Here is a 25,861-nt window from a genome sequence, read left to right as displayed (position 1 = left end):
GGAGAGTCACCCCATGACGTCCACGGTGCCCACCGCGGTCCACGACGAGCAGCACCCCGAGGTGCGGTCCGCCCCGCCCATCACGATGTTCGGCCCCGACTTCCCCTTCGCGTACGACGACTTCCTGACGAACCCGGCGGGCCTCGGCTCCATACCGGCGACCGCCCACGGCACCGAGGTCGCGGTCATCGGCGGCGGCCTGTCCGGCGTCATCGCCGCGTACGAACTGATGAAGATGGGCCTGAGGCCCGTCCTCTACGAAGCCGACACGATCGGCGGCCGGCTGCGCACCGTCGGCTTCGAGGGCTGCGACGAGAACCTGACCGCGGAGATGGGCGCGATGCGCTTCCCGCCGTCCTCCACCGCGCTGCAGCACTACATCGACCTCGTGGGCCTGGAGACCAGGCCCTTCCCCAACCCGCTCGCGCCCGAGACCCCGTCGACCGTCGTCGATCTCAAGGGCGAGTCGCATTACGCCGAGACCGTCGACGACCTGCCGCAGGTCTACCGCGACGTCGCGCACGCCTGGAACGCCTGCCTGGAGGAGGGCGCGGACTTCTCCGACATGAACCGCGCCATGCGTGAGCGCGACGTCCCGCGCATCCGCGAGATCTGGGCGAAGCTGGTCGAGAAGCTCGACAACCAGACCTTCTACGGGTTCCTCTGCGACTCCGAGGCCTTCGCGTCCTTCCGTCACCGGGAGATCTTCGGCCAGGTCGGCTTCGGTACCGGCGGCTGGGACACCGACTTCCCCAACTCCATCCTGGAGATCCTGCGCGTCGTCTACAGCGAGGCCGACGACCACCACCGCGGCATCGTCGGCGGCAGCCAGCAGCTCCCGGTGCGGCTGTGGGAGCGCGAGCCCGAGAAGATCGTGCACTGGCCCTACGGCACCTCGCTGAAGTCGCTGCACGGCGGCGCCCCGCGCCCGGCCGTCACCCGCCTGAACCGCACCGCGGGCAACCGCATCACCGTCACCGACGCCGACGGCGCCATCCGCACCTACCAGGCGGCGATCTTCACCGCGCAGAGCTGGATGCTGCTCAGCAAGATCGACTGCGACGACTCGCTCTTCCCGATCGACCACTGGACGGCGATCGAGCGCACGCACTACATGGAGTCCAGCAAGCTCTTCGTCCCGGTCGACCGGCCGTTCTGGCTGGACAAGGACGAGGAGACCGGGCGCGACGTGATGAGCATGACGCTCACCGACCGCATGACCCGCGGCACCTACCTGCTGGACAACGGACCTGACCAGCCGGCCGTGATCTGCCTGTCGTACACCTGGTGCGACGACAGCCTCAAGTGGCTGCCGCTGAGCGCGTCCGAGCGCATGGAGGTCATGCTCAAGTCGCTCCGCGAGATCTATCCCAAGGTCGACATCCGCCGGCACGTCATCGGCAGCCCGGTGACCGTCTCCTGGGAGAACGAGCCCTACTTCATGGGCGCGTTCAAGGCCAACCTGCCCGGCCACTACCGCTACCAGCGGCGCCTGTTCACGCACTTCATGCAGGACACCCTGCCCGAGGACAAGCGCGGCATATTCCTCGCGGGCGACGACATCTCCTGGACGGCGGGCTGGGCGGAGGGCGCCGTGCAGACCGCGCTCAACGCCGTGTGGGGCGTCATGCACCAGCTCGGCGGCGTCACCGACGAGACCAACCCGGGCCCCGGCGACCGCTACGACGAGATCGCGCCCGTCATGCTCGACGAGGACTGAGCGGCGCCCGCCCTCAGCGGACCAGCGGGGTGAGCAGGAAGCGCCCGACGAGCCCGACGCCCGCGTCGAGCTTCTCGGTGAACTCCTCGTACACCTCGGGCAGTCCGCGCAGCGACCACAGCACGCGGGACGCGGCCCACGCCGCGTCCCGCGCGCGGTCCAGACTCCACGAACCGGCTAGATGGGTCAGCGGATCGGCGAGGTCCAGCAGATCGGGACCGGGCATCAGCTCCTCGCGCACCCGCTCCTCGACCGCCGTCAGCAGCTCCCCGACCCGGTCGAAATCCGCCTCCAGCGAGGCCGGCTCCCGCTCCAGCGCCGCGCAGGTGTCCACCACCGACAGCGCGAGATCGTGCCCCACGTGGGCGTTGATGCCCGCGAGCGCGAACTGCACCGGGCGCACGCCCCGGTGACCGCGCAGCAGCAGCAACGGCCGCCAGCAGGCCGGCACCGAGCGGCCGTCCAGCCCGCCCTCGACCGCCGCCAAATACCGCCCGGCGAATCGGCCGCCCAGCTCGGCGGCGGCCGGTGGATCGCCGAACGCGCCCGCGGCCAGCCGCCGGCCCAGCTCCTCGGTGACCGACAGATAGACGCGGTTGAACACCGCCACGCCGTCGCCGGGCGGCAGCGCCGCGCCCAGCGCCCGCATCCGCGCCACCACCTGCTCCACGCCCGCGGGGGCGGCCCGCTGTGCCGTCGTCATGCGACCAGCGTCGCAGCAGGTCGCGCGGCCGGCGCGGAACGGCGGCCGTGGCATCGCCGGATCGGGTGAGTCAGAGCGCGCCCGCGTGCCGTGCCGTCCACACCGACGGATACTGCGGACGGAACCCCAGCTCGTCCCGCACGCGCACCGTCGACACCACCCCGTCCCACGGGTCGGGCAGCGCCCGCTCCGCCATGCCGGCCGGGGGCTCCACGCCGTTCAGCCAGTGCAGCTCCACCGCCGTCACAGGGGCGTCGTCGGCGATGTTGTAGATCCGGCCGCCGATGCCCGGTGTGCGCAGCAGCCGCAACAGGCCCTGAGCCGCGTCGGCGTGGTGCACCATGTGCAGCCGCTGGTGCGCGGCCCAGCCGGCCGCCCAGCGCAGCGACTGCGCCAGATGCGGGTCGCCTTCGCCGTACACGAACGCCAGCCGCCCGATGCGCACGTCCAGGCCCGCCGCCTTGTGCAGCTCCAGCAACCCCCGCTCGGCCGCCGCCTTCGACTCCGGGTACGGGCCTCCCATCGGGCCGCCCGGCCGCGGCTCGTCGTCCTCCCGCGACGGGCGGCCCCGGCCGGGTCCGTACACCAGATTCGTGCCGGCCTGTACGAAGCGCACCGCCCCGGACCCGGCGCCCGTTCCGGCCGCCAGCCGGGCCAGGGCCAAGGTCGCGTCCCGGTTGACCGCCCACGTCCCGTCCCCGGCGTCGTCGCGGAAGACCGCCGCCAGATGGAGCACGGCGTCCACCCCCGCCAGCGCCTTCCGTACGTCCCCCTCGTCGCGCAGGTCGCCCGTCACGACCTGCGCTCCCCGCCGTGCGAACGGTTCGCCGCGCTCGGCGTCCCGCACCAGCACCCGGACCGCGTCACCCGGGCGCCGCCACTGCAGCAGCCTCGGCACGAGACGGCTGCCCACCCGTCCCGTGGCGCCTGTCACCAATGTCAGCATCGTCGTCTCCTCTCGCGACGGGCCCAGCCTGCGGGGGCCGGGCACAGGATGGGAGAGACCTCCCGATCCGGGGACCAGCACTCCCTGGATAGGGGCGCGGACCGGAGCGATGCTGTAACCGTGGACCCGCACCCCGACCTCGCCCTCGCTCTCGACCGCGCAGGACTCGCCGACTTCCTGCGTCGCGGCCGCGCCCGTCTGGCCCCCTCCGACGTGGGCCTGACGGCCGGCACCCGGCGTCGTACACCGGGACTGCGCCGTGAGGAGGTCGCCCAACTGGCCGGAATGTCCGCCGACTACTACACACGGCTGGAACAGGCCCGCGGACCCCGGCCCTCCCGGCAGATCCTCGGCGCCCTCGCCCGGGCGCTGCGCCTTTCCGATGACGAGCGGGACCACCTCTTCCACCTCGGCGGCGAGGAACCGCCCCGCGACGCGCGCGGCTCCGGGCACGTGCGGCCCGGACTGCTGCTCGTCCTGGACCGCCTCGACGACACGCCGGCCCAAGTGGTCGGCGACCTCGGCGACGTGCTCGCCCAGAACGCCATGGCCGCCGCTCTCCTGGGTGACGTCTCCGCCCGGCCGCCCGCGCAACGCAACGTCGTCCGGCGCTTCTTCACCGACCCGGGGGCGCGTTCGCTCTTCCCGCCCGAGGACCACCACGGCCTCGGGCGGGCCCACGTCGCCCACCTCCGCGCCGTCCTCGCCGCCCGTCCCCACGACGCGGCGGCCGCCGCGCTCGTCGCGGAACTTCGCGGGGCGAGCGTGGAGTTCGCCGCCCTGTGGGCCACCCATGAGGTCGCGGTCCGGCGTTCCGCGACCAAGCGCTTCCGGCATCCGGTGGTCGGGACGCTGGAGCTCGACTGCGAGGTGCTGGTGTGCGCGGAGCGCGATCAGCGGCTCATCCTGTACAGCGCGCGGCCGGGGACGGAGTCCTATGAGCGGTTGCGGTTGCTCAGGGTTGTGGGCCTGCAGGACCTGGCGGTCGGCTGACGGGTGCGGCTTGGTTGCTGTCCGGGTGGGTTTTTTCCCCGCCCTCCCGCCCGTGTGCCCTGTGAAGTCACGCACCCCGGCGCCCGTTTCAGTGGGTGCCGGGTTCGGGGCCTCCGGGGCTGGCCATTCTGGACTGGGATATTTACGTGCGTTTCCAGCACCTGCTCATCCCGTCCCGCATGGTGCACACAAATATCCCGCACCGTCCAGAACACCCACCCCTGCACCCCCGCCCCCTCGGTTTCGTCATGCGCCTGATCCCCAGTGGGGGGATGGAGGCGGACAGGGGCGGCTGCGGTTGCCTGGAGACAGCCCCACCGGCCGCCAAGGGGCGCGGCCGACCGCGAGCACGGCCCATGGGCGGGATGTGTGGGCGGTGACGGCTGGGCGGCTGATGTGCCGCCGCACCAACCGTGGACCTGTGCCATCGCTGCCTTCCACCCCCCACTGGGGATCAGGCGCGAACACAACGGAGGGGGCGGGGTCGTAGGGGTGGGCGTTCTGGACTGTGGAGCATATTTGGGTGCACAACCCGGGGTGAACAGCGGAGAGTGCCCGAGGCACCAAAATGTGCTGTCCAGAATGGCCAGCCCCGGAGGCCCCGCACCCGGTCCACCCCGCACGCGCGTCGGGGCGCCCGGACTTCACAGGGCACACGGGCGGGAGGGCGGGGAAAAAGGCGGGAAAAGCCTAAGGGCGCGTCCAGGCCGTGCGGAGCAGGGCGTATTCGACCTCGCCGTGCTCCGCTCCGGGCAATGGGTCCGCCCACTCCTCGTGGAAGACCCGCACAAAGGAGAGCCCCGCGTTCTCCATGACCCGCCGGGAGCGGGCGTTGACGAACATCGTCTCCGCGTACACGCGCCGCGCCCCCAGGTCCGTGAAGGCCTTGGCCACAAGCGCGCGGGCGCCCTCCGTGGCGTAGCCGCGGCCCCAGGCGGTGCGCCGCAGCCGGTAGCCGAGTTCGAGGTCGTCCGGGGGGCCGACGTCGCGCGGGGTGAGGGCGAACCAGCCGATGAAGTGCCCGGTGGGCCGCTCCTCGGCGGCCCAGACCTGGGAGCGCGTGAAGCGGGGCAGGACGTCGTGCCGGATGACGTCGGCGGGGGTGGTGGGCCCGAGGTAGCGCATCACCTCGGGGTCGCTGTCGAGGCCGATGAGGAGGTCGGCGTCCGCGTCGCTGTCGGTGAAGTGCCGCAGGCGCAGCCGCTCCGTCTCCAGGAAGATCCGCATGCCGGGCAGGCTAGACCTGGGGCGCGGCCGCCGCGACGGGATTGTCGGCGGGTGCGGCCGCCGACGTGCCGGCGGCGCGCAGGACGCCCGCGCCGAGGGTGAGCCCGGCGGCCAGCAGGGTGACCAGGCCGAAGGACGCCTGGAGGGAGCTGGCCTGGGCGATGGAGCCGATGGCGGCGGGGGCGACGAGGCCGGAGGTGTACGTGACGGTGGCGACGCCCGCGATGGCCTGGCTCGGGTTGGGCCCGCTGCGCCCGGCCGCGGCGAAGCACAGCGGCACGACGACGGCGATGCCGACGCCGATGAGGGCGAAGCCGGCGATGGCCGCGACCTGGTTGGCGGCGGTGGCCACCAGGACGCCGCCCGCGGTGGCGAGGACGCCGCCGACGCGGACCGTGCGGACCGGGCCGAAGCGGCGTACGACGAGGTCGCCGAGGAGGCGGGAGACGGCCATGGTGCAGGCGAAGGCGGTGTAGGAGGCGGCGGCGACGCCGGGGGAGGCGTCGGTGATGTCGCGCAGGTAGACCGCGCTCCAGTCCATGCTGGCGCCCTCGGCGAAGACCGCGCAGAAGCCGATCGCGCCGATGATCAGGGCGGAGCGCGGAGGCAGCGCGAAGCGGGCGGGGGCCTCGTCGTGCTGGGCGGGCCGCAGGTCCAGGACGCCGCCGCAGGCCAGCAGCCCGAGCACGACGAGTACGGCGGCGGCGCTCGCGAGGTGGACACGCGCGTCGAGTGCGGCGTGGGCCGCGACGACGCCGACGAGGGAGCCGAACAGCGCTCCGGCACTCCACATGCCGTGCAGCCCGGACATGATCGACCGGCCGAGGCGCTCCTCGACCTCGACGCCCTGCGCGTTCATGACGACGTCCGCCATGCCCGCCGAGGCCCCGTAGACGAACATCGCCCCGCACAGCCAGGGCAGTCCGGGGGAGAGGGCGGGCAGTGCCAGCGAGGCGCACCACAGGGCGACCAGGACGCGCAGCGCGGCGCGCATGCCGAGGACGTGGGCGATGCGCGCGGCCAGCGGCATGGCCGCGGACGCGCCGAGGGCGGCGAAGACGAGGGCGAAGCCGAGCTGTCCGGCGCTGAGGTCCGCATGCTCCTGGATCCAGGGGATCCGGGTGGCGAAGCTGCCGGTGACCGCGCCGTGCACGGCGAAGATCGCGGCGACGGCCAGATGGGCGCGTCGCAGCCGCGGCTCGGTCTTCCTCGTCGTGGTCGTCGCCATGGGTGATCCCTCCCAGTGTCCCGCCCCTGTGGTGTGCTTCTGTAAATTAACAGGCAGGCTTCCTGAAAGATAGCCGGAATGCAGCCGCTCCCGGCCACCGGGCCGGGGCTTCTGGAAGGATCCCCGTCATGAGTGCCCTCCGCCCGCCCGCAGGCCGTACCGCGTCCCCCCGTACGGCGCGCGCGATCAACGACCGGCTGGCGCTCGAACTGCTGCAGGCGCAGGGCCCGTTGACCGCGTCCCAGCTGAAGGAGCTCACGGGTCTGTCCCGTCCGAGCGTGTCCGACCTCGTCGAACGGCTCCAGGAGGCCGGCCTGGTGACGGTCGTCGGGGAGACCGGCGCCGACCGCCGCGGTCCCAATGCGCGGGTGTACGGGATCGTGGCCGACCGCGCGCACCTGGCCGCGTTCGACGTGCGCACGCACAGCGTCGCCATCGAGGTCGCCGACCTGCTGGGGACCACGATCGGCAGTGCCGTGCTGCCCGTCGACCCGCTGGGTGACCCGAAGCGGACGGTCACCCGCTCGGTCGCCCTGCTGGAGCGCACCGCGCGGCGCGCGGGCGCGGGGACGCTGCACACGGTCGCGGTCGGTGCGCCCGGCCTGGTCGACCCGGCCACCGGCGAGCTGCGCGCCACCGGCCAGTTGCCGGCCTGGCACTCCGCCCTGGTGGCCGAATTGCGCAGGCGGCTGGACGTGCCGGTGCTGCTGGAGAACGAGGTCAATCTGGCCGCCGTCGCCGAGCAGCGCCTCGGCTCGGTCCGCGACCGGGAGACTTTCGTGCTGCTGTGGCTCGGGCACGGCGTCGGTGCCGCGGTGGTGCTGGGCGGGGTGCTGCGCCGCGGTGCCTCGGGCGGTACGGGCGAGATCGGCTTCCTGCCGGTTCCGGGGACGTTCCAGCCGCCCACGGCGAGTGGCTGCGGGGGCGGGTTCCACTCGCTCGCGGGGAGCGCGGCCGTCTGCGCGCTGGCCCGCGCCCACGGACTGCCGGTCCCGGGGGACGAGGACGACGCGACGGCGGCGGAGGCGGCGGTCGCCCGGGCGCGGGCGGGCGGCAAGCGGGGCGAGCTGTTCCTCGACGCGCTGGCGGACCGGGTGGCCATAGGCGTGGCGGCGGTGTGCGCGGTGCTCGACCCGGGCTGCGTCGTGCTGGGCGGGGAGGTCGGCCGGGCCGGCGGAGGGGACCTGGCCGCCCGCGTCGCCGAGCGGCTCGCGCGGATGTCCCCGCTGCCGACGGAGGTGCGGGCGGGGACGGTCGCGGGCAGTGCCGTGCTGCGCGGCGCCCTGCTGTCGGCGATGGACGCCGCGCAGGACGCGTTGTTCACGCCGGACGTCTGACGTCCGGCCCGACGGCGGGGGAGTGAGTCGTCCTTCCGCCGCCGGGCGATTGTGGGGGGATGTGTCAGCGGTCCGCGGGGATGCGGCCCCTGGTGGGCCGGGGGTTCCCGCGGTCGGAGCGGAGTCGGCGTACTCGGAAAGGATCGCCCTGGTGCCGGGCCGTGGCGGCGCGGGTGCGTGGGGGCACGTCGGACCTCCGAATGGGCCTGCGTGGCAAGGGCGTTGGCGGCAGAGTAAGAGGACTAGACCAGTGGCGTCAATGCCCTGCGGGGGACTGCTTGTGAGAGACCCCACAGGAAACCATTGCATACGCATCGATCCTTCGTGGCAGACTGGGTCGAGTACCAGTGACGTTCAGCGCACTCCGGGGTCGGTGAAACTCCGAACCGGCGGTTACAGTCCGCGACCCGTCCGCATCCAGCGGCCGGTTGACCAGGTGAGATTCCTGGACCGACGGTTAAAGTCCGGATGGGAGGCAGTGCGCGGCGGGCAGGAACCGGTACGCCGCCGTCGGCGGCGGCGCGGGTGCGTATCCCGGAAACGGTGATGCGGACGGGCGCGGCCACCCCTCCGACCTCGGCGTTCCAGGAACCGTACGTCCGCTCTGATTCCCGCGCAGCCCCGGAGTCCGTGCCCGAAGAGGCAGGAGGACCCGGTGGCCACACCAGGTGAAGTCGACGCGATGCGCCGGGCCATCGGGCTCGCCGCCCGCGGCCTGGGCTCCACCAGCCCCAACCCCGTCGTCGGCGCCGTGATCCTCGACGCCCGCGGACAGGTGGTGGGAGAGGGCTGGCACCAGCAGGCCGGAGGCCCGCACGCGGAGATCCACGCGCTCCGCGCGGCGGGGGACGCCGCCCGCGGAGGCACCGCCGTCGTCACCCTGGAACCGTGCAACCACACCGGCCGTACCGGCCCCTGCGCCCAGGCGCTCATCGCCGCCGGGGTCTCCCGCGTCGTCTACGCCGTCGGCGACCCCACCCCCGCGGCCACCGGCGGCGGTGTCACCCTGACCGCCGCCGGGATCGACGTGGAGAGCGGTCTGCTGGCCCCCGAAGCCGCGCGCGGCAACGAGATCTGGCTCACCGCCGCCCGTGAGCGGCGCCCCTTCGTGCTGTGGAAGTACGCGAGCACCCTCGACGGCCGCATCGCCGCCGCCGACGGCACCAGCCGCTGGATCAGCTCCGCGGCCTCCCGCGCCGACGTCCACCGGCTGCGCGCCGGGTCCGACGCCGTCGTCGTCGGTTCCGGGACCCTGCGCGCCGACGACCCCCATCTGGCCGTACGCGGCGTCGAGGGATCCTTCACGCAGCCGCTGCGCGTCGTGGTCGACACCAACGCCAAGATCCGGCCCGGCGCCCGCGTCCTGGACGATGCCGCCCCGACCCTGATCGCGGTCGCCGAGGACGCCGACACCGAGCACCTGCCCGGCGTCGACGTCGCCCGGCTCCCGCGCACCGGCAACGGCGTCGCCGTGCACGCCCTGCTCGGCGAGCTGTACGGCCGCGGCGTCCGCTCCGTACTCCTCGAGGGCGGTCCCACGATGGCCGGCGCCTTCCTCGCCGCGGGGGCGATCGACAAGGTCATCGGCTACCTCGCCCCCGTCCTGCTCGGCGCCGGAGCGGCCGCTCTCGGCGACGCGGGAATCACCACCATCTCGCAGGCGTTGCGGCTCGACGTCGCCGAGACCGAACACATCGGCCCCGACCTGCGTATTACCGCATACCCGAGCCGAATTGAGGAGAACTGAGTGTTCACCGGAATCGTCGAAGAGCTGGGCGACGTGGTCGCCATCGAGGACCTGGGCGACGCCTCCCGTTTCCGTCTGCGCGGCCCGCTCGTCACCGAAGGCGCCAAGCACGGCGACTCCATCGCGGTCAACGGCGTGTGCCTCACCGTCGTCGAGACCGGCGAGGGCGAGTTCACCGCCGATGTGATGGCCGAGACCCTCAAGCGGTCCAGCCTCGGCGCGCTGAGCGCCGGCGGCAAGGTCAACCTGGAGCGCCCCATGGCCCTCGGCGGCCGCCTCGGCGGCCACCTCGTCCAGGGTCACGTGGACGGCACCGGCGCCATCGTGGAGCGCGTCCCCGCCGAGCACTGGGAGATCGTCCGGATCTCGCTGCCCGCGGAGCTGTCCCGCTACGTGGTCGAGAAGGGCTCCATCACGGTCGACGGCATCAGCCTGACCGTCGTCGAGGCCGGCACCGACTACTTCACGGTCAGCCTGATCCCCACCACCCTCGGTCTCACCACGCTGGGCTTCAAGCAGTCAGGCGACCCGGTGAACCTCGAGGTCGACGTCATCGCCAAGTACGTCGAGCGGCTGTACGGGGACCGTGTCACGGCATCGAGGGCGGCGGCGGAATGAGCGCCCTCGACGCCCTGAACGGCTCCGCCTTCTCCGCGTTCGGCCAGCAGTTCCTGTGGACCGACGTGGTGGGCAACAGCCTCGGCCTGGCCGGGCTCGCGTTCGGCTGGCGCCGCTCGGTGTGGGCCTGGCCCGTCCAACTGCTGTCCGGCGTGGTCCTGGTGGCGGCGAACTGGTCCGCGCACCTCACCGGTGGCGTCGGCAAGCAGCTCTTGGTGATCGGTGTCGCCGTGTGGGGCTGGGCCCAGTGGCGGCGCGGCACCCGCGACTCCGGCGGGATCGCGATCCGCTTCGCCACCTGGCGGGAGCGGGGCCTGCTCACCGGTGGAACCGTCGTCGGCCTGTTCGCGGTCGTGGGGCTGTTCACCCTCTACCCCTCGTTGTCCTGGAACCCCTGGCCCGACGCGTACATCTTCGTCGGCACCGTCGCCGCGATGGTCGCCATGGCCCGCGGCTGGGTGGAGTTCTGGTTCGCCTGGCTCGCGGTCGACGTCGTCGGCGTCCCGCTGGCCTGGAACAGCGGCCTGAAGTTCTCCGCCTTCGTCTACGTCCTGTACTTCGTCCTGGTGATCGCCGGCATGCACGCCTGGTGGCAGCAGACCCGCGTCCCGCGCCCCAAGGCGCCCGCCCTGGAAGGAGCGGCAGCAGCATGAGCACCGCACTGCACAGCCTGTACGAGGTGAAGGACGAGCCGATCGTCCTCGACTCCGTCGAGCGCGCCATCGCCGACATCAAGGCCGGGCGGCCGGTCGTCGTCGTCGACGACGAGGACCGCGAGAACGAGGGCGACCTCGTCATCGCGGCGGAGAAGGTCACTCCCGAGATCGTCGCCTTCATGATGTCCGAGTGCCGCGGACTGATCTGCGTGCCGATGGAGGAGCCCGACCTGGACCGGCTGGACCTGCCGCAGATGGTGGCGTCCAACACCGAGTCCATGAAGACCGCCTTCACCGTCTCCGTCGACGCGAGCGCCGCCCACGGCGTCACCACCGGCATCTCGGCCGCCGACCGGGCGGCCACCATCCGGCTGCTCGCCACCGAGGGGACCACGCCCGGCGACTTCGTCCGGCCCGGCCACGTCTTCCCGCTGCGCGCCCGGGCCGGCGGTGTGCTGACCCGCAACGGCCACACCGAGGCCGGCGTCGACCTGGCCCGGCTGGCCGGTCTGCGCCCCGCCGCGGCGATCGTGGAGATCGCCAACGAGGACGGCACTATGGCCCGTCTTCCCGACCTGATGACGTTCGCCCGCAAGCACGGTCTTGCCATCATCTCGATCGAGGACCTCATCGACCACCGACGCTCCGCCGAGCCCACCGTCCGCCGCGAGGCGGAGACCCGGCTGCCCACCGCCTACGGCGACTTCCGGGTCTTCGGCTACCGCAACACCGCCGACGGCATCGAGCACATCGCGCTCGTGGCCGGCGAGATCGGTGACGGGGAGAACGTGCTGGCCCGCGTCCACTCCGAGTGCCTGACCGGCGACGTGTTCGATTCCCAGCGGTGTGACTGCGGCCCGCAGCTGCAGGCCTCACTCGAACGAGTGGCGTCGGAGGGCCGCGGCGTCGTGGTCTACCTCCGCGGTCACGAGGGCCGGGGCATCGGACTGCTGTCCAAGCTCCGCGCGTACGAACTGCAGGAGCGCGGCCGGGACACCCTCGACGCCAACCTGGAGCTCGGCCTGCCCGCCGACGCCCGCGACTACGGCGCCGCGGCGGAGATGCTCGCCGACCTCGGTGTGGTCTCCCTGCGGCTGATGACCAACAACCCCGACAAGACCGACGCGCTGACGCGCCATGGCCTGAAGGTCACCGAACGGGTGGCCATGCCGGTCGCGGCCGGCGAGCACAACCTGCGCTACCTGCGCACCAAGCGGGACCGGATGGGCCACGACCTGCCGTGGCTCGACCAGGCCCCGAGCACCGCCTACCACAACCAGTAGTCCCGTCCCGGGACGGCAACACTCAGCACCACCGGAACAAGGAGAAGAAGCACGTGAGCGGTAAGGGCGCCCCCGAACTGTCCGTGAAGAACTGCGGCGACCTGCGTGTGGCCGTCATCGCGGCCCAGTGGCACGAGCAGGTGATGGACGGGCTGGTCGACGGCGCCGTACGCGCGCTGAGGGACCTGGGCATCGACGAGCCCACCCTGCTGCGGGTGCCCGGCAGTTGGGAACTGCCGGTCGCCGCGAAGGCGATGGCCGACCGCGGCTACGACGCGATCGTCGCGCTCGGCGTCGTGATCCGCGGCGGCACTCCGCACTTCGAGTACGTCTGCCAGGGCGTCACCCAGGGGCTGACGCAGGTCTCGGTCGAAACGGGTGTGCCCGTCGGCTTCGGCCTGCTGACGTGCGACACCGAGCAGCAGGCACTGGACCGGGCGGGCCTGCCCGGTTCCAACGAGGACAAGGGGCACGAGGCGGTCACCGCCGCGGTCGCCACCGCGGTCATCCTGCGTTCGGTGTCCGAGCCGTGGCGGTGAGGTAGGGGCTCTTCCGCGTAGGGTGGGACCACCATGGCCAAGAAGACATTCGAGGAGCTCTTCACCGAGCTCCAGCAGAAGGCCGCCACCGGCGACCCCAGCACGTCCCGCACCGCCGAACTGGTCGGCAAGGGCGTGCATGCGATCGGCAAGAAGGTGGTCGAAGAGGCCGCCGAGGTGTGGATGGCCGCCGAGTACGAAGGCGCCGACCGCACCGCGGAGGAGATCTCCCAGCTGCTCTACCACCTGCAGGTGATGATGGTCGCGCGGGGCATCGGCCTCGACGACGTATACGCTCATCTGTGAGCAGCGCCACCCTATGCGTGCCCCGTTGTCCTTCTGATCCGTCCGCCCTTCCCGCCCTCTTCCCCCGCCGTACGCCCGAGCTGCAAAGGATCGCCCCCATGCTGCGCATCGCCGTTCCCAACAAGGGTTCACTGTCCGGACCTGCGTCGGCGATGCTGCATGAGGCCGGCTACCGCCAGCGCAAGGAAGCCAAGGAACTCGTCCTCGTCGACGGCGAGAACGACGTCGAGTTCTTCTACCTGCGCCCGCGCGACATCGCCGTCTACGTCGGCTCCGGCCGGCTCGACATCGGCATCACCGGCCGCGACCTGCTGCTGGACTCCGCCGCCAACGCCGAGGAGATCCTGCAGCTCGGCTTCGCCCGCTCCACCTTCCGCTACGCCACCGTGCCGGGCACGGTGACGGACGTGAAGGAGTTCGGGGGCCTGACGATCGCCACCTCCTACCCGACGGTCGTCCAGCGGCACTTGGCCGACCACTCGGTCGACGCCTCCGTCGTCCGGCTGGACGGCGCGGTCGAGACCGCCATCCAGCTCGGTGTCGCGCAGGTCATCGCCGACGTCGTGGAGACCGGCACCTCGATGCGCAACGCCGGCCTGGAGGTCATCGGCGAGCCGATCCTCGACTCCGAGGCCGTCGTCATCCGCCGTCCCGGGGAGACCGACGAGACCACCGAACCGAAGGTGCGGCAGTTCCTGCGCCGCCTCCAGGGCGTCCTGGTGGCCCGTCGCTACGTGATGATGGACTACGACATCCGGGTCGAGCACGTCGAGCGGGCCATCGCCCTGACGCCCGGCCTGGAGTCGCCCACCGTCTCCCCGCTGCACCACGAGGGCTGGGTCGCCGTGCGTGCCATGGTCCCCAGCAAGGACGCCCAGCGGATCATGGACGAGCTCTACGACCTCGGTGCCCGGGCGATCCTCACCACCGGCATCCACGCCTGCCGCCTGTGAGCCCCGCCCATCCCACCCCGCCCGCCGCTCCCGCCGTGTCCACGGACCTTCCCGAGCTGCCCGTCACCTTCCGGCCCACCCGCACACGCGTGGTGCTGCTGACCCTGGGTGGCGGGCTGCTCGCGGCCTTCGTCGTGATCGCCGTCCTGCTGCCCTCCGACGGGGCCCGGCCCTGGCACACCTCGGACCGCGCCTGGATGGTCCTCACCGGCGCGCTCATCGCCGCGGTGCTCGTGCTGCTCAGCCGTCCGAAGGTCGTCGCCGACCGGGACGGCGTCACCGTGGTCAATCTCACCACCAAGCGCCGCCTGGAATGGGCGCAGGTGATCCGGGTGAATCTGCGCCCCGGTGACCCCTGGGTCTTCCTCGACCTCGCCGACGGAACGAGCCTGGCCGCGATGGGTATTCAGCCCGGCATCGGCCGCGCCGGCGCGCTGCGCGACGCGCGGAGGCTGCGCGCTCTCGCCGAGGTCCACGGCACGGACGGGACCGCGGGACAGTAGACCTGCCGCCGCGCGCCATTTCTTCATTACTCTGGAATCTCCGCAACGACCCGAGGAGTGACACCCAATCCACGATGGACGGATCGTCCGGTAGTACCCGCGCCGCCCCTCCGCACCGACATCCCGGAGCGGCGGCATGAACACCTCGTTGCTGCTCCTCGGGGCGGCCTTTGTCCTGATCCTCGCGAACGGCTTCTTCGTCGCCGCCGAATTCGGCCTGGTGACCGTGGAGCGGCCGGCCGCCGAACGAGCGGCCGCCGAGGGCGATCGACGGGCGCTCAGCGTCGTCGAGTCGCTCCGCAAGCTCTCCTTCCAGCTCTCCGGCACCCAGCTCGGCATCACGATCACCTCGCTGGTCGTGGGCATGCTCGCCGAGCCGGCACTCGCCCACCTGCTGTCCGGACCGCTCACCGCGATCGGCGTCCCCTCCGGGGCCGCGCCCGCCATCGCCGTGGTCATCGGCATGATCCTCGCCTCGGCCGTCCAGATGGTCGTCGGCGAGCTGGTTCCCAAGAACTGGGCGGTCTCGCGCCCGCTGCAGGTGGCCCGCTTCGTGGCCGGACCGCAGCGGGTCTTCTCCGCCGCGTTCCGCCCGGTGATCGAACTGCTCAACACCGCGGCCAACCGCCTGGTGCGCGCCCTCGGCGTCGAGCCGGCCGAGGAGCTCGCCTCCGCCCGCACCCCGACCGAGCTGGTCTCGCTCGCCCGGCACTCCGCGCGGGCCGGTGCGATCGAGCAGGACACCGCGGACCTCTTCGTCCGCACGATCTCGCTCGGCGAACTCACGACGGAGAACGTGATGACCCCGCGCGTGCGGGTCAGCGCCCTGCAGGACACCGCCACCGCCGCCGACGTACTCAACCTCACCCGGGCCACCGGGCTGTCCCGCTTCCCGGTCTACCGGGAGCGGCTGGACGACATCGTCGGCATGGCGAGCCTGAAGGACGCCCTCGCGGTGCCCGCCCACCAGCGCGACCGCACGCCGGTCGGCCGGATCACGGTCGCCCCCCTGCTCGTGCCCGAGACGCTGCCCGTCCAGCCGCTGCTGGAGCGGCTGCGGCGCGAGCAGCCGATCGCCGTCGTCGTCGACGAGTACGGCGGCACGGCCGGTGTGGTGACCCTGGAGGACATCGTCGAGGAGCTCGTCGGCGAGGTCCGCGACGAGCACGACTCGGCCGACCTGCCCGAACTGGCCCAGGCCCCCGCCGAGGGCGGCCGGCCCGCCTGGGACGCCGACGGCGGCTGCCGCGTCGACCTGCTGGAGCGCATAGGACTCGAGGCCCCCGAGGGCCCCTACGAGACCGTGGCGGGCCTCGTCGCCGACCTGCTGGAACGCATCCCCGAACCGGGCGACACGGCAGTGCTGCCCGGCTGGGAACTGCGGGTGCGCGAGGTGGCGCACCACCGTGCGGAAAGGGTTCGCCTGGTGCGCGTCGGGTTCGACGAGCCGCAGGCGGGGCAGGAGGGCGACCGATGAGCTTCCTGCAACTGTTCTTGGCCGCCCTGCTGGTGCTGGGCAACGGTTTCTTCGTCGGCGCCGAGTTCGCGCTGGTCTCCGTACGCCGCAGCCAGATCGAGCCGCTCGCCGGAACCCATCGGCGGGCCAGAACCGTGCTGCACGGCCTGGAGAACCTGCCGCAGATGATGGCGGCCGCCCAGTTCGGCATCACGGTGTGCTCGCTGACACTGGGCGCGGTCGCCGAGCCGACCGTGGCCCATCTGATGGAGCCGCTCTTCGAGGCCGTCCATCTTCCGGAGGGTCTGATCCACCCGGCGGGCTACGTCATCGCGCTGGCTGTCGTGGTCTTCCTCCACCTCGTCATCGGCGAGATGGTCCCGAAGAACCTGGCCATGGCCGCGCCCGAGAAGACCGCCCTCTGGCTGAGTCCGGGACTGGTGGCCTTCGCCCGGATCTTCAGGCCCGTCACCGCGGTGCTCGGCTGGACCGCCAGGATCATCCTGCGGCTGTTCCGGGTCGAGCCCAAGGACGAGCTCGACGCGGTCTTCACCAGTGAGGAACTCACCGCGCTGGTCGAGGACGCCCGGCAGGCCGGACTCCTGGACGACGACGCGCAGGAGCGTCTGGAGGACGCGCTCGAACTGGGTACCCGCCCGGTGACCGACGTCCTGCTCGCACCGGAGGACCTGGTGACGGTCGACCCGACCGTCACCTCCGCGGAGATCGAGGAACTGACCGTCCGTACGGGCTACTCCCGCTATCCGGTGGCCGGACCGGACGGCGTCTATCTCGGCTATCTGCACGTCAAGGACGTCCTCGACCTGGACGACCCGGACCGGCCGGTGCCCTCCCGGCTCTGGCGGCCCATGGCCACCCTTCGGGCCGAGCTGCCGCTGGACGACGCGCTGACCCAGATGCGCCGCGCCGCGTCGCACCTGGCGGCGGTCGCCGACTCCGGTGGGCGGGTGCTGGGGCTGGTCGCCCTGGAGGACGTACTGGAGATGCTGGTGGGCGAGGTCCGCGACCCGGCCCACCGGGAGAGCGCCCCCGGGCGGAAGGCGGTTCCCGAGCGGGAGACCGTCCACGCGCCGCAGGCACTGGCGAGCTGACGCGGAAGGGCCCGGGCGATCGCCCGGGCCCTTCTGCACAGCCCCTTCAGGCCCTTTCAATCCAAGGGTTCCGGCGGTGACAGCCCGGGGCCGCGGCCCGACAGGACCTCGCCGTACGCCTGCATCAGGTCGGGCAGTCGCAATGTCGACAAGTCGTCACGCGAGGGCGGACCCGCGTAGCCGGACAGGCGCAGGTCGCGGTAGGCGCAGCTCTTCTCGTAGAGGGTGCGCAGGAAGCGGCCGTTGCCCAGTTCGTCGATCCAGCCCTGGTCGACGACATGGCCGCTGATCGCCAGCAGTTCCTCCAGCGCTTCCTCGTCCCAGCGGTCGCCGTTGTCGGCGGCGAGGACCTCGCCGATGCTCGTGAGCTCCTGCGGGCGGTAGCTCGGGAAGTCGACGCGGGTGGTGAAGCGCGAACCGAGCCCGGGGTTGGCCGCCAGCAGGCGGTCCATGCCCTCGGGGTAGCCGGCCAGGATGACCACGAGCCGGTCGCGGTTGTCCTCGGCGCGCTTGAGGAGAACCTGCAGGGCCTCGTCGCCGTAGGCGTCGCCCTTGCTGTAGCCGGAGTTGGACAGCGCGTACGCCTCGTCCACGAACAGCACCCCGCCGAGGGCGGAGTCGATCAGCTCGTTGGCCTTCACCGCGGTCTGGCCGAGGAACTCCCCGACAAGATCGGCCCGTTGGGCCTCCACCAGATGATCGCCGCCGAGCAGCCCGAGGGCGTAGAAGACCCGGCCGAGGATGCGCGCGACGGTGGTCTTCCCGGTCCCCGACGGCCCGGAGAAGACGAAGTGCCGCTTCGGGGGCTGCACCGGCAGTCCCTGGACGGCCCGCAGCCGGGCCATGCGCAGTTGCGCCGACAGTGCGCGGACCTGGCGCTTCACCGGTTCGAGGCCCACCATACGGTCCAGCTCCGCCAGCGCTTGGGCGAGCAGGACCGGGTCCGGCGCGATGACCGGGACCTGGGGCGGGATGGGGGAGACGGGCAGGATCGCCTTCTCCCGGATGTCGTCGTCGATCGGGCCGGCGCCGCCGAGCGGGTCGTCCAGCACGGAGCCGCCCGTACCGCCGCCCGGGACGCCCATCCCGCCGCCGCGGGCGTCCAGGGAATCGGGGTCGGGTGACAGCCCTTCGGGAGCGGCCTGCCCGAAGCCCGGCATGGCGACGGAGGCGTAGTCTGCGGCCTCGTCGCCCAGGCCGTCCGCCTCGTCGATGGCGGTGAGGCGTGCCGAGGTGTCCATGAACCCGGGGTCGACGCGGTGCACGGCCCGGTACAGCGGCAGCGCGGCGGCCGTGCGGCCGGTTCCCTCGTAGGCGCGCGCCAGCCAGTAGCGCAGCTCCTTGCGCTGCGGCTGCTCGCTGCGGCACCGCATCAGGGCGGTGACCAGCAGGGGTTCTGCCTGCCCGTACAGCTCCAGACGTACCCGGGCCATGCCGCCGAACAGGCCCGCCTCGATGCCGAGCACGGCGTCGCCGAGCAACGGCTCGGTGTGCCGCACCAGTTGGTCCCAGTCCTTGACCAGGTAGGCCCGGCAGGCGTGCAGGAAGCGGACGTGCGGGTCGGTGTCGACGGGCGGGCACTCGGCCAGCGCCCGGTCCAGCTCCGCGATGTGGCGGCCGTCGAGCCAGTGCGAGGCGTGGGCCAGCAGCAGATCGCGGCGGGTCTCCAGGACCGGCTGCACCCACCAGCCAAGCCAGTACCAGGAGTTCATGGAGCGACGATGGGCCCGGCGCTGCTCGCCGAAGCGGTCGCGGTGCCGGTACATCTGCAGTAGCGCGGTCGCGGTGTCCGCGCGCAGGGCGTGCAGTCCGAGCCAGGCGTCGGCCATACCCGGGTCGAGCCGCACCGCGACCCGGAACTCCTCCTCGGCCTGGGTGTACGCGCCCATGGTGTAGGCGTCCACCGCCCGCGTCCAGGCGAGATCGGCAGGGGAGCCGGGGTGTTCCGTGCCGAAGTCCATCAGGTCCCCACCAACCGTTTCCCCCGGTGTCGCCCGCCGCCCCAACCACACATCCCGAAGCGGGAGTTGGTGCGGGGTGCGCATCGCGCGCACATGTCGTCGCACCCCGCTCGCATGGTACCCGTGCAGGCGGGGTAGGCCGTAGAGCCACGCGGACCGTAACGTTGGGTGAGCAATTCGCTGCCGTGCGGGGCCGGATCACCCGTCCAGGGCAGAACGAAGCCCCCGGTCACGGGGGAACAACCGGGGGCTTCGCGTCCGAGGGCGGTCGTACAGGACCGCGCATTCAGAACGTAAGTCCTGTACGGCCCCACGGTCAAGCCACCCGTGGCCCTGTCCGGAGGCCGGCCGGAGGGCGCGAGCACACCGGCCGCGGGTGGTCACGCTGGGTGAGTGGCCGTGTGCACCAGGGGTGTACCGGTGGGCATTTCGCGTACCTCGTACCCATTCCGCACCTGGCGCACCAGCAGTTCGGCGAAGGGGCGGGTCGGGTCGGCGGCGAAATGGGCGTCCTGCGCGTACATCCAGCCGGTCCAGAATTCGGCGAGCTGCGGGCCGTCCCGGCGTTCGCCGCGCTCCCGGGCCGTGTCGCGGGGGACGTCCAGCCACAGGGTGCGGGACAGCCACGGCCGCACCGCCCGCCGTCCCGCGCCCACGCCCTCGATCAGGACCACCGGCGCCGGGGGCACCTCCAGGAGCGGGCCGAAGTGCCGCGCCACCCAGTCGTACTTCGCGGGCCGCGCCGTCCCGCCCCGGCTCAGCGGCTCGAGCACCTGCTCGCGGAGCCGGCCGGTCCAGGCGAACAGCTCGTCATGGGTGGCCAGATCGTCCAGGTGCACCACGGGGGCCCCGCCGAGGGCCCGCGCCAGCGCGGCGGCGAAGGTCGTCTTCCCGGCGCCGGCGTGCCCGTCGACCGCGACCAGCCGCACCGGTCCGCAGGAGGGCGGCAGCGAGCGCAGCAGGGCGGCGAGCGCCGGGAGGGGATCGGGGGCGGTGTCGACATCCATCGGGGCAAGCCTACGACCTGCGCCGACGCGGGCGGCCTGCGGCGGGGCCCAGGGGCGTCTACGGTGAGAGTCGTGACCGACACCCCCCTTGCTCCCGGCCGTGGTGCCCGCTCGGCACCCCTCTATCCGGCTGAACGCCTCGAACTGGCCCGCAAGGCCGCGGCCGACGCCGGGCTGGACGCGCTGCTCGTCTCCCCCGGGCCGGATCTGCGCTATCTGACCGGCTACCGCGCCCACCTCACCGAGCGCCTGGTCTGCCTCGCGCTGCCCGTGCTCGGCGAGCCCTTCCTCGTCGTGCCCGAATTGGAGAAGCCCGGCGCGGAGATCTCGCCGCTCGGCGGGATCGGCGTCGAGATCGTCGGCTGGGCCGAGACCGAGGACCCCTACGCGCTTCTCGCCCGCCGTCTGCCGCGGACGGCGGGCGGGGGGCGCGTCGCCGTCGACAACCACATGTGGGCGGAGAAGGTGCTCGCCCTGCGCGCCGCGCTGCCCGGCGCCGAGCAGAGCCTGGCCGGTGAGGTCCTGCGTGAATTGCGCATGCGCAAGACACCCGCCGAGATCGAGGCGCTGCGCCGGGCCGCCGCCGCCATCGACCGGGTGCACCGGCGCATCGGCGAGTGGGTCGCGGCCGGGCGCACCGAGCGCGAGGCCGCCCGCGACATCGCGGAGGCCGTCCTCGACGCGGGCCACACCACGGTCGACTTCGTCATCGTGGCGTCCGGTCCCAACGGGGCGAGCCCGCACCACGAGGTCTCCGATCGCGTCATCCGGACCGGCGATCCCGTCGTGGTCGACATCGGCGGCACCACGGAGGAGGGCTACTGCTCCGACTCCACCCGCACGTACGCCATGGGGGAGCCCCCCGCGGAGTTCCGCGAGATGTACGAGGTGCTGCTCAGCGCCCAGCACGCCCAGACGGAGGCCGTGCGCCCGGGCGTCACGGCGGAGCAACTGGACGCGGTCGGGCGGGACATCATCGCCGCGGCCGGGTACGGGGAGCACTTCATCCACCGCACCGGGCACGGCATCGGGCTGGAGACCCACGAGGAGCCCTACATCGTGGCGGGCAGCGCGCGGCCGCTGGAGCCCGGTATGGCCTTCTCCATCGAGCCGGGGATCTACCTGCCGGGCCGCTTCGGCGCTCGTATCGAGGACATCGCGGTGTGCACCGCCGAGGGCGGGGAACGCCTCAACCAGACCGCCCGGGAACTGGTCGTCCTGCCGGGTTAGTCCGGATGTGTTGACTGCCGGTACCGCAGGGGGGTATCCCGGAGTCACGGGGGTGTGCGTGGCGCGCCGAAATGCGCGCGGCGTACGCCGGAGCTTCAGGGGCCCAGCAGAATGCGGGAGTCGGGGGGCCGGCTTTGTTCGACGACGAGCACGACTTCGGGGTGCGGCAGTGGGTGGTGGGCGGCACCACCGTGGTGGAACTGTCGGGGGAGCTTGATCTGTACGCCGGCGAGAGCGCCGGCGTGCGACTGGACGAGGCCTCCACCGGGCCGCACCCCGACCTGGTGGTGGACCTGCGCGGGCTCAGCTTTCTCGACTGCAGCGGGCTGTCCGTGCTGATCCGCGCGCGGCGGCGCACCCTGGAGCGCGGCGGCAGCTTCGGCCTCGTCGCCGACAACCCTCCTGTGCTGCGGCTGCTGCGGCTGACCCGCACCGCGGGGGTCTTCACCGTGCACGGCGACCTCGCCTCGGCGCTCGCCGCGCGTGGCGCACCCGGCCCGCCCGCGGCCACCGGCGGCGCGATCGCCTGAGGCCTACGACGGACGCGGCGCCAGCACGATCCACACCTGGCCGCGCGCGAAGGTCATCGGCGCGCCCTGCCGAGTGGTGAACTCCGTTCCCCCTGCCGCCTCGGGGCGTGACCAGTGCGCCCGGTACGCCTTGCCGTCGCGCAGCACATCCGCCTCGCCCGACCCGACGGTCTCGCTGTACGGCGAGGTGCTGCCCCATCGGTCGTGGTACTGCGAGGCGCGTACGGTCACGTACTGGATGACGACCGTCGGCGCGCCGAGCCGCCCGGTGCCCGTCGCGGCGGCGGGCCTGCCGTCGAACGAGACCAGCCAGCGCCGCTGTTCGGCCGACCAGCGCAGCCCGACCGAGGCAGAGGGGAAACGGACGGTGCGGGTGGTCGCGGCCGTGCCCCCGGAGGGCGCGGGGCCGAAGCGGAAGCCGATGTCACGGCTCGCGGAGGCGTCCGGGGCGGCGGCCAGCAGCCGCGAGGGCGAGGCGTACAGATTGTGCGGCGCGGGACGCGAACGGTCCCGCGTGTACGCCCCACCGGCGTGGGCGGGGGAGACGTCGTACACCGGCGCGGCCGCGATCACCGGCAGCAGCCTGGTCTGCGCGCCGGAGAAGGCGAGCGCGGGCCGGCCGAACTGACGCAGCAGCTCCAGGTCCGACTCGCGTGCGCTGCGCACCGGGCCGACGCGGTCCGGCAGATGGGAGGGCGACGAGGAGAACACGGCAAGGATCCGGGTGAGCCCTGCCTCGACCTCCTCCACGTAGACCAGGTCGGCCCGGTCGATCCCGGTCTGCGGACGGGCGGGGCCCACGTTGTCGATCTTCACGGCGAGCACGGGGCGCGGCCGGTCCTGAGGCAGTCCGGTGAAGGGCGAACGCTCCTTGACGGGTGACGCGGAGGGTACGGGCGACGCGGACGGCGTGGCCGCCGGGGGAGCGCTGCGGCCGGGCGCGTTCGACGCGCGGTCCGGGCCGCCGTGCCGCGCGAAGAGCAGCCCCGCGACCAGCACGGCCAGTGCGGCCAGCACGGCCACGACGGTCGCGTTTGTGGCGCGTCTTCCTCCACGGTCCACCACAGCCACCTCTCGGACTGCATAGATATACCGCTATAGGAAATTCAATTGCCGGGTTGCCCGGCTTCTTTCTATTATCCGTCACATGGAGCCGGTACCCCAGAGCGCCGCGTCGGCCGATTACCTGGCGGCGGACGAGGTGATCGACCACGATCACCCGCTCGTGCGCGAGACCGCCGCCCGGCTGCGGGCGGCGGCCCCGGCTCCGCATGACTATGCCGGCGCCGCCTACGCCTTCGTGCGCGACACCATCCCGCACTCCGCCGACGCCGGGGACCCGCGCGTCACCTGGCGCGCCTCCGACGTCCTGGAGCAACGCACCGGCATCTGCCACGCCAAGTCCCACGCCCTCGTGGCGCTGTTGCGGGCCGAGGCCATCCCCGCGGGCCTGTGCTACCAGCGGCTCACCGACGACGACGGGAGCAACCCGCTCGTGCACGGCCTCGTCGCACTCCGGCTCCCCGGCCACGACCGCTGGGCCCGTCAGGACCCACGGGGCAACAAGCCCGGGGTCGACGCCCGTTTCTCACTCCGGGAGGAACGGCTCGCCTGGGTGCCGCGTCCGGAACGGGGTGAGTGCGACTACCCGGGGCTCTACGTCACCCCGCCGCCGACCGTGCTCCACGCCCTGCGCGCCGCGACCGACCGGCCCCACTTGTGGCGCCTGCTGCCCACCGAACTGTGAGCGGACGTCAACGGCGACGCCGGCACGCGGGTGCGCGACGTCAGTCCTCCGTGGCGGATCGCTCCTTGGCGGCCACGTCCTCCGGGGTGGGTGCCGAACCGCCCAGGTGCGCGGGCAGCCACCAGTGGTCCTCAGGACCGGAGGGGCGGCCGGCGTACGCGCGCTGCGCGTCGTCCAGCAACTCCTGTACGCGCAGGCGCAGACGGCGGGTGAGGGCCCCCGGCTTCTCGTTCTCCCCGGCTTCCATCTGCTCGCCCACGCGGATCGAGATCGGGAAGCGGTTGCGGCCGAGCTGGCGCGGCTGCCCCTTGGTCCACATGCGCTGCGTGCCCCACAGGGCGACCGGCAGCAGCGGCACCCCGGCCTCCATCGCCAGGCGCGCCGCACCCGACTTGAAGGACTTGAGCGTGAAGGACTCCGAGATCGTCGCCTCGGGGAAGACACCGATGATCTCGCCGGAGCGCAGCGCGGACAGGGCGTGCTTGTACGCGTGCATGCCCTCGGAGCGGTCCACCGGGATGTGCTTCATCGCCCGCATCAGCGGCCCGGACACCTTGTGCCGGAACACCGACTCCTTGGCCATGAAGCGCACGAGGCGCTTGGCCGGGAGTGCCGTCAGACCCGCGAAGACGAAGTCCAGATACCCGATGTGGTTGCTGACGAGCAGCGCGCCGCCGCTGCGCGGCACGTGCTCCGTGCCGGAGATGTCGAAGCGCAGACCCTGTACCCGGAACATCGTCCGGGCGAAGCCGATGACGGGTGGGTAGACGAGTTCGGCCATGCGTGGGGCCCCTTCTTCGTAGGGGGTGGCCCCCGGTGGAAGTTACGCGGCCGTAGGTTTGCGACCGCGGGCTGATCGTGCACCGTAAACGGGTGCCGTGTCATCCCGCGTGCCCGTGCCCGGGCGAGATTCTCATCACGTCACCCGGTCGTACGACGCACCAGCAGGTACATTTCGCACCCGAGGCAGTAGGCGAACACCGCGTTCAGGAAGGCCGCCGCCAACGCGCAGCCGGTCGCGGCGAGCCCCAGCCACTGCGGTCCCGCGAACCAGCCGACCAGTCCGATCAGCGCGAACACCAGCCCCACCGCCTGCGCGAAGCGCGGGGGCGCCGGGTCCTCGGTCTCGGTCGGAGGCCCCAGCCGGGGACGAACCACCGTACGGAACAACAGCCCGTAGGGTGAGTGCTGCACACCCACCGCGGCGCCCACCGCGAACACGAGCGCCTGGACGGCGAGCAGCCAGCCGCTGCCGGTGATCAGGACGGCGGCCAGCACGACCGTCGTCAGGCTTGCGGCGAACCGCGGTCCTCGGGCATCAATGGCGTGAGTGCTCATGGCAGTCATGATTCCGGACGCGGGGCCCGGCCGGACCCCCGGGAATCATGGCAGTCCTGTGAACGCTGCAATCGTCGGGAGGGCGGACATGACCGGACTGGTGGTATGCGTCGCGGTGTTCGCCGCCGCGGCGGCCTTCGGACTGCTGCACCGGCGGCGAGACGGAAGGATACGTGTGCGGGACAAGGACACTGCCGAACTGCTGACGGCCGGTGAGATCGGCGCGGAGCTCGGCGAGCGGGCCACGCTGCTCCAGTTCTCCAGCGCGTTCTGCGCCCCCTGCCGGGCGACGCGGCGCACCTTGGAGGACGTCGCCGCGATGGTCGACGGGGTCGCGCACGTCGAGATCGACGCGGAGGCGCGCCTCGACCTGGTCCGGCGGCTCGGCATCCTCAAGACCCCCACCGTCCTGGTGCTCGACGCGCACGGCGCGATCGTCCGGCGCGCGGCGGGCCAGCCCCGCAAGGCCGACGTCATCGCGGCCCTCGGCGCGGCGGTATGAGCCCGGTCCCATCCGGCAATGCGCCCTTGACGGCCCGGCGTCCTCATCGTCAGTCTGACGTTATGTCGCGAGACCTCCTGCTCTTCGCCCGCTTCGATGTCGACCTCGGTCGGCACGCGAGCGCCCGCTGTCGCTGCCGCTGAGCGTCCAGAAGTCCGTACGCCTCCGGCTCGACAGCACCAAGAGGACAACTCCATGACCGCGTCCCCTGATTTCGGC

Annotated in this window: 26 protein-coding genes and 1 riboswitch; of the genes, 17 read left to right on the top strand and 9 right to left on the bottom strand. The window is 72.5% G+C overall.

Annotation, left to right across the window (positions count from 1 at the left end; all coding sequences use genetic code 11):
- Positions 1 to 13: 13 nt before the first annotated feature.
- Positions 14 to 1,720: a flavin monoamine oxidase family protein gene (locus tag ACFWVC_RS03630; protein ID WP_384275960.1), complete on the top strand. Its 1,707-nt coding sequence runs from the start codon at positions 14 to 16 to the stop codon at positions 1,718 to 1,720.
- 13 nt (positions 1,721 to 1,733) lie between these two features.
- Here ACFWVC_RS03630 and ACFWVC_RS03625 read toward each other — a convergent pair whose 3' ends face one another.
- Together ACFWVC_RS03625 and ACFWVC_RS03620 are read right to left on the bottom strand one after the other, a co-directional pair.
- Positions 1,734 to 2,423 carry a DUF5995 family protein gene (locus ACFWVC_RS03625; protein WP_384275956.1) on the bottom strand — a complete coding sequence of 230 codons (690 nt, stop codon included), beginning with the start codon at positions 2,421 to 2,423 and terminating at the stop codon, positions 1,734 to 1,736.
- A 70-nt stretch (positions 2,424 to 2,493) separates the two neighbouring features.
- Positions 2,494 to 3,369: an NAD-dependent epimerase/dehydratase family protein gene (locus ACFWVC_RS03620; protein ID WP_384275949.1), complete on the bottom strand. Its 876-nt coding sequence runs from the start codon at positions 3,367 to 3,369 to the stop codon at positions 2,494 to 2,496.
- Positions 3,370 to 3,489: 120 nt separating this feature from the next.
- Between ACFWVC_RS03620 and ACFWVC_RS03615 the strand changes: the two genes are divergently transcribed.
- The gene (locus ACFWVC_RS03615; protein WP_384275940.1) at positions 3,490 to 4,362 is read left to right on the top strand and encodes a helix-turn-helix transcriptional regulator; all 873 of its coding nucleotides are present in this window, start codon (positions 3,490 to 3,492) and stop codon (positions 4,360 to 4,362) included.
- A 690-nt stretch (positions 4,363 to 5,052) separates the two neighbouring features.
- Here ACFWVC_RS03615 and ACFWVC_RS03610 read toward each other — a convergent pair.
- Positions 5,053 to 5,589, bottom strand: a complete 537-nt coding sequence (locus ACFWVC_RS03610; protein WP_384275934.1) for a GNAT family N-acetyltransferase — start codon at positions 5,587 to 5,589, stop codon at positions 5,053 to 5,055.
- A gap of 10 nt (positions 5,590 to 5,599) precedes the next feature.
- On the bottom strand, positions 5,600 to 6,817 hold the full coding sequence (locus ACFWVC_RS03605; RefSeq protein ID WP_384275927.1) for an MFS transporter: 1,218 nt from the start codon (positions 6,815 to 6,817) through the stop codon (positions 5,600 to 5,602).
- Between the two features lie 128 nt (positions 6,818 to 6,945).
- Here ACFWVC_RS03605 and ACFWVC_RS03600 point away from each other — a divergent pair, with 128 nt between their 5' ends.
- The 11 genes from ACFWVC_RS03600 (at position 6,946) to ACFWVC_RS03550 (ending at position 17,327) form a co-directional block, all read left to right on the top strand.
- The gene (locus tag ACFWVC_RS03600) at positions 6,946 to 8,154 is read left to right on the top strand and encodes an ROK family protein (protein WP_384275920.1); all 1,209 of its coding nucleotides are present in this window, start codon (positions 6,946 to 6,948) and stop codon (positions 8,152 to 8,154) included.
- A gap of 355 nt (positions 8,155 to 8,509) precedes the next feature.
- Positions 8,510 to 8,640, top strand: a riboswitch (FMN riboswitch).
- Positions 8,641 to 8,809: 169 nt separating this feature from the next.
- A complete protein-coding gene (ribD, locus tag ACFWVC_RS03595) occupies positions 8,810 to 9,901 on the top strand; it encodes a bifunctional diaminohydroxyphosphoribosylaminopyrimidine deaminase/5-amino-6-(5-phosphoribosylamino)uracil reductase RibD (RefSeq protein WP_384275914.1) in 1,092 nt (363 codons plus the stop codon).
- Positions 9,902 to 10,519, top strand: coding sequence for a riboflavin synthase (locus tag ACFWVC_RS03590; protein WP_384275907.1), 618 nt, complete (start codon positions 9,902 to 9,904; stop codon positions 10,517 to 10,519).
- Positions 10,516 to 11,172 carry a nicotinamide riboside transporter PnuC gene (locus tag ACFWVC_RS03585; RefSeq protein WP_384275900.1) on the top strand — a complete coding sequence of 219 codons (657 nt, stop codon included), beginning with the start codon at positions 10,516 to 10,518 and terminating at the stop codon, positions 11,170 to 11,172. Before ACFWVC_RS03590 ends, ACFWVC_RS03585 begins: the two co-directional genes overlap by 4 nt.
- The gene (locus ACFWVC_RS03580; protein ID WP_384275893.1) at positions 11,169 to 12,458 is read left to right on the top strand and encodes a bifunctional 3,4-dihydroxy-2-butanone-4-phosphate synthase/GTP cyclohydrolase II; all 1,290 of its coding nucleotides are present in this window, start codon (positions 11,169 to 11,171) and stop codon (positions 12,456 to 12,458) included. The genes ACFWVC_RS03585 and ACFWVC_RS03580 overlap by 4 nt, the downstream gene beginning before the upstream one ends.
- Positions 12,459 to 12,511: 53 nt before the next feature.
- Positions 12,512 to 12,997: a 6,7-dimethyl-8-ribityllumazine synthase gene (ribH, locus tag ACFWVC_RS03575; protein WP_384275886.1), complete on the top strand. Its 486-nt coding sequence runs from the start codon at positions 12,512 to 12,514 to the stop codon at positions 12,995 to 12,997.
- Between the two features lie 33 nt (positions 12,998 to 13,030).
- Positions 13,031 to 13,303 (top strand): phosphoribosyl-ATP diphosphatase, encoded by a 273-nt coding sequence (locus ACFWVC_RS03570; protein ID WP_319664288.1) that lies wholly within the window; start codon positions 13,031 to 13,033, stop codon positions 13,301 to 13,303.
- Between the two features lie 98 nt (positions 13,304 to 13,401).
- Positions 13,402 to 14,256 (top strand): ATP phosphoribosyltransferase, encoded by an 855-nt coding sequence (gene hisG / locus ACFWVC_RS03565; protein ID WP_384275875.1) that lies wholly within the window; start codon positions 13,402 to 13,404, stop codon positions 14,254 to 14,256.
- Between the two features lie 35 nt (positions 14,257 to 14,291).
- Positions 14,292 to 14,759, top strand: coding sequence for a PH domain-containing protein (locus ACFWVC_RS03560; RefSeq protein WP_384275869.1), 468 nt, complete (start codon positions 14,292 to 14,294; stop codon positions 14,757 to 14,759).
- Between the two features lie 136 nt (positions 14,760 to 14,895).
- Complete coding sequence (locus tag ACFWVC_RS03555) at positions 14,896 to 16,236, top strand: hemolysin family protein (RefSeq protein ID WP_384275863.1); 1,341 nt, start codon at positions 14,896 to 14,898, stop codon at positions 16,234 to 16,236.
- Positions 16,233 to 17,327: a hemolysin family protein gene (locus ACFWVC_RS03550; protein WP_384275857.1), complete on the top strand. Its 1,095-nt coding sequence runs from the start codon at positions 16,233 to 16,235 to the stop codon at positions 17,325 to 17,327. The genes ACFWVC_RS03555 and ACFWVC_RS03550 overlap by 4 nt, the downstream gene beginning before the upstream one ends.
- Positions 17,328 to 17,383: 56 nt before the next feature.
- Here ACFWVC_RS03550 and ACFWVC_RS03545 read toward each other — a convergent pair whose 3' ends face one another.
- On the bottom strand, positions 17,384 to 19,288 hold the full coding sequence (locus tag ACFWVC_RS03545; RefSeq protein ID WP_384275851.1) for an AAA family ATPase: 1,905 nt from the start codon (positions 19,286 to 19,288) through the stop codon (positions 17,384 to 17,386).
- Positions 19,289 to 19,668: 380 nt separating this feature from the next.
- Entirely contained in the window at positions 19,669 to 20,295 is a 627-nt protein-coding gene (locus ACFWVC_RS03540; RefSeq protein WP_384275845.1) for a uridine kinase, read from the bottom strand.
- Between the two features lie 63 nt (positions 20,296 to 20,358).
- Between ACFWVC_RS03540 and ACFWVC_RS03535 the strand changes: the two genes are divergently transcribed.
- The gene (locus ACFWVC_RS03535) at positions 20,359 to 21,525 is read left to right on the top strand and encodes a M24 family metallopeptidase (protein ID WP_384275840.1); all 1,167 of its coding nucleotides are present in this window, start codon (positions 20,359 to 20,361) and stop codon (positions 21,523 to 21,525) included.
- A gap of 134 nt (positions 21,526 to 21,659) precedes the next feature.
- The gene (locus tag ACFWVC_RS03530; protein WP_384275836.1) at positions 21,660 to 22,055 is read left to right on the top strand and encodes an STAS domain-containing protein; all 396 of its coding nucleotides are present in this window, start codon (positions 21,660 to 21,662) and stop codon (positions 22,053 to 22,055) included.
- Between the two features lie 3 nt (positions 22,056 to 22,058).
- Here the strand turns inward: ACFWVC_RS03530 and ACFWVC_RS03525 are convergent, their stop codons facing one another.
- Positions 22,059 to 23,120 carry a DUF3048 domain-containing protein gene (locus tag ACFWVC_RS03525; RefSeq protein WP_384276408.1) on the bottom strand — a complete coding sequence of 354 codons (1,062 nt, stop codon included), beginning with the start codon at positions 23,118 to 23,120 and terminating at the stop codon, positions 22,059 to 22,061.
- An 82-nt stretch (positions 23,121 to 23,202) separates the two neighbouring features.
- Here ACFWVC_RS03525 and ACFWVC_RS03520 point away from each other — a divergent pair, with 82 nt between their 5' ends.
- Positions 23,203 to 23,802 carry a transglutaminase family protein gene (locus tag ACFWVC_RS03520; RefSeq protein ID WP_384275830.1) on the top strand — a complete coding sequence of 200 codons (600 nt, stop codon included), beginning with the start codon at positions 23,203 to 23,205 and terminating at the stop codon, positions 23,800 to 23,802.
- 40 nt (positions 23,803 to 23,842) lie between these two features.
- Here ACFWVC_RS03520 and ACFWVC_RS03515 read toward each other — a convergent pair whose 3' ends face one another.
- Both ACFWVC_RS03515 and ACFWVC_RS03510 read right to left on the bottom strand, forming a co-directional pair.
- Positions 23,843 to 24,583 (bottom strand): lysophospholipid acyltransferase family protein, encoded by a 741-nt coding sequence (locus tag ACFWVC_RS03515; protein ID WP_384275822.1) that lies wholly within the window; start codon positions 24,581 to 24,583, stop codon positions 23,843 to 23,845.
- Positions 24,584 to 24,723: 140 nt separating this feature from the next.
- Positions 24,724 to 25,140, bottom strand: coding sequence for a DUF4395 domain-containing protein (locus ACFWVC_RS03510; RefSeq protein ID WP_384275810.1), 417 nt, complete (start codon positions 25,138 to 25,140; stop codon positions 24,724 to 24,726).
- Positions 25,141 to 25,228: 88 nt separating this feature from the next.
- Between ACFWVC_RS03510 and ACFWVC_RS03505 the strand changes: the two genes are divergently transcribed.
- Positions 25,229 to 25,642 (top strand): TlpA family protein disulfide reductase, encoded by a 414-nt coding sequence (locus ACFWVC_RS03505; RefSeq protein WP_384275803.1) that lies wholly within the window; start codon positions 25,229 to 25,231, stop codon positions 25,640 to 25,642.
- The last annotated feature ends 219 nt before the right edge of the window (positions 25,643 to 25,861 follow it).

The organism is Streptomyces sp. NPDC058691, assembly GCF_042714775.1.
In the GTDB taxonomy this organism is placed as follows: domain Bacteria; phylum Actinomycetota; class Actinomycetes; order Streptomycetales; family Streptomycetaceae; genus Actinacidiphila.
The sequence above is the reverse complement of the archived record's forward strand: the minus strand, read 5'-3'. Positions and strand labels throughout refer to the sequence as shown.

Bases quoted from the DNA above. Each gene is read 5' to 3' on its own strand.
- ACFWVC_RS03630 (WP_384275960.1), top strand. From the start codon at position 14: ATGACGTCCACGGTGCCCACCGCGGTCCACGACGAGCAGCACCCCGAG.
- ACFWVC_RS03625 (WP_384275956.1), bottom strand. From the start codon at position 2,423: ATGACGACGGCACAGCGGGCCGCCCCCGCGGGCGTGGAGCAGGTGGTG.
- ACFWVC_RS03620 (WP_384275949.1), bottom strand. From the start codon at position 3,369: ATGCTGACATTGGTGACAGGCGCCACGGGACGGGTGGGCAGCCGTCTC.
- ACFWVC_RS03610 (WP_384275934.1), bottom strand. From the start codon at position 5,589: ATGCGGATCTTCCTGGAGACGGAGCGGCTGCGCCTGCGGCACTTCACC.
- ACFWVC_RS03605 (WP_384275927.1), bottom strand. From the start codon at position 6,817: ATGGCGACGACCACGACGAGGAAGACCGAGCCGCGGCTGCGACGCGCC.
- ACFWVC_RS03600 (WP_384275920.1), top strand. From the start codon at position 6,946: ATGAGTGCCCTCCGCCCGCCCGCAGGCCGTACCGCGTCCCCCCGTACG.
- ACFWVC_RS03585 (WP_384275900.1), top strand. From the start codon at position 10,516: ATGAGCGCCCTCGACGCCCTGAACGGCTCCGCCTTCTCCGCGTTCGGC.
- ACFWVC_RS03580 (WP_384275893.1), top strand. From the start codon at position 11,169: ATGAGCACCGCACTGCACAGCCTGTACGAGGTGAAGGACGAGCCGATC.
- ACFWVC_RS03570 (WP_319664288.1), top strand. From the start codon at position 13,031: ATGGCCAAGAAGACATTCGAGGAGCTCTTCACCGAGCTCCAGCAGAAG.
- hisG (WP_384275875.1), top strand. From the start codon at position 13,402: ATGCTGCGCATCGCCGTTCCCAACAAGGGTTCACTGTCCGGACCTGCG.
- ACFWVC_RS03555 (WP_384275863.1), top strand. From the start codon at position 14,896: ATGAACACCTCGTTGCTGCTCCTCGGGGCGGCCTTTGTCCTGATCCTC.
- ACFWVC_RS03550 (WP_384275857.1), top strand. From the start codon at position 16,233: ATGAGCTTCCTGCAACTGTTCTTGGCCGCCCTGCTGGTGCTGGGCAAC.
- ACFWVC_RS03545 (WP_384275851.1), bottom strand. From the start codon at position 19,288: ATGGACTTCGGCACGGAACACCCCGGCTCCCCTGCCGATCTCGCCTGG.
- ACFWVC_RS03540 (WP_384275845.1), bottom strand. From the start codon at position 20,295: ATGGATGTCGACACCGCCCCCGATCCCCTCCCGGCGCTCGCCGCCCTG.
- ACFWVC_RS03520 (WP_384275830.1), top strand. From the start codon at position 23,203: ATGGAGCCGGTACCCCAGAGCGCCGCGTCGGCCGATTACCTGGCGGCG.
- ACFWVC_RS03515 (WP_384275822.1), bottom strand. From the start codon at position 24,583: ATGGCCGAACTCGTCTACCCACCCGTCATCGGCTTCGCCCGGACGATG.
- ACFWVC_RS03510 (WP_384275810.1), bottom strand. From the start codon at position 25,140: ATGAGCACTCACGCCATTGATGCCCGAGGACCGCGGTTCGCCGCAAGC.
- ACFWVC_RS03505 (WP_384275803.1), top strand. From the start codon at position 25,229: ATGACCGGACTGGTGGTATGCGTCGCGGTGTTCGCCGCCGCGGCGGCC.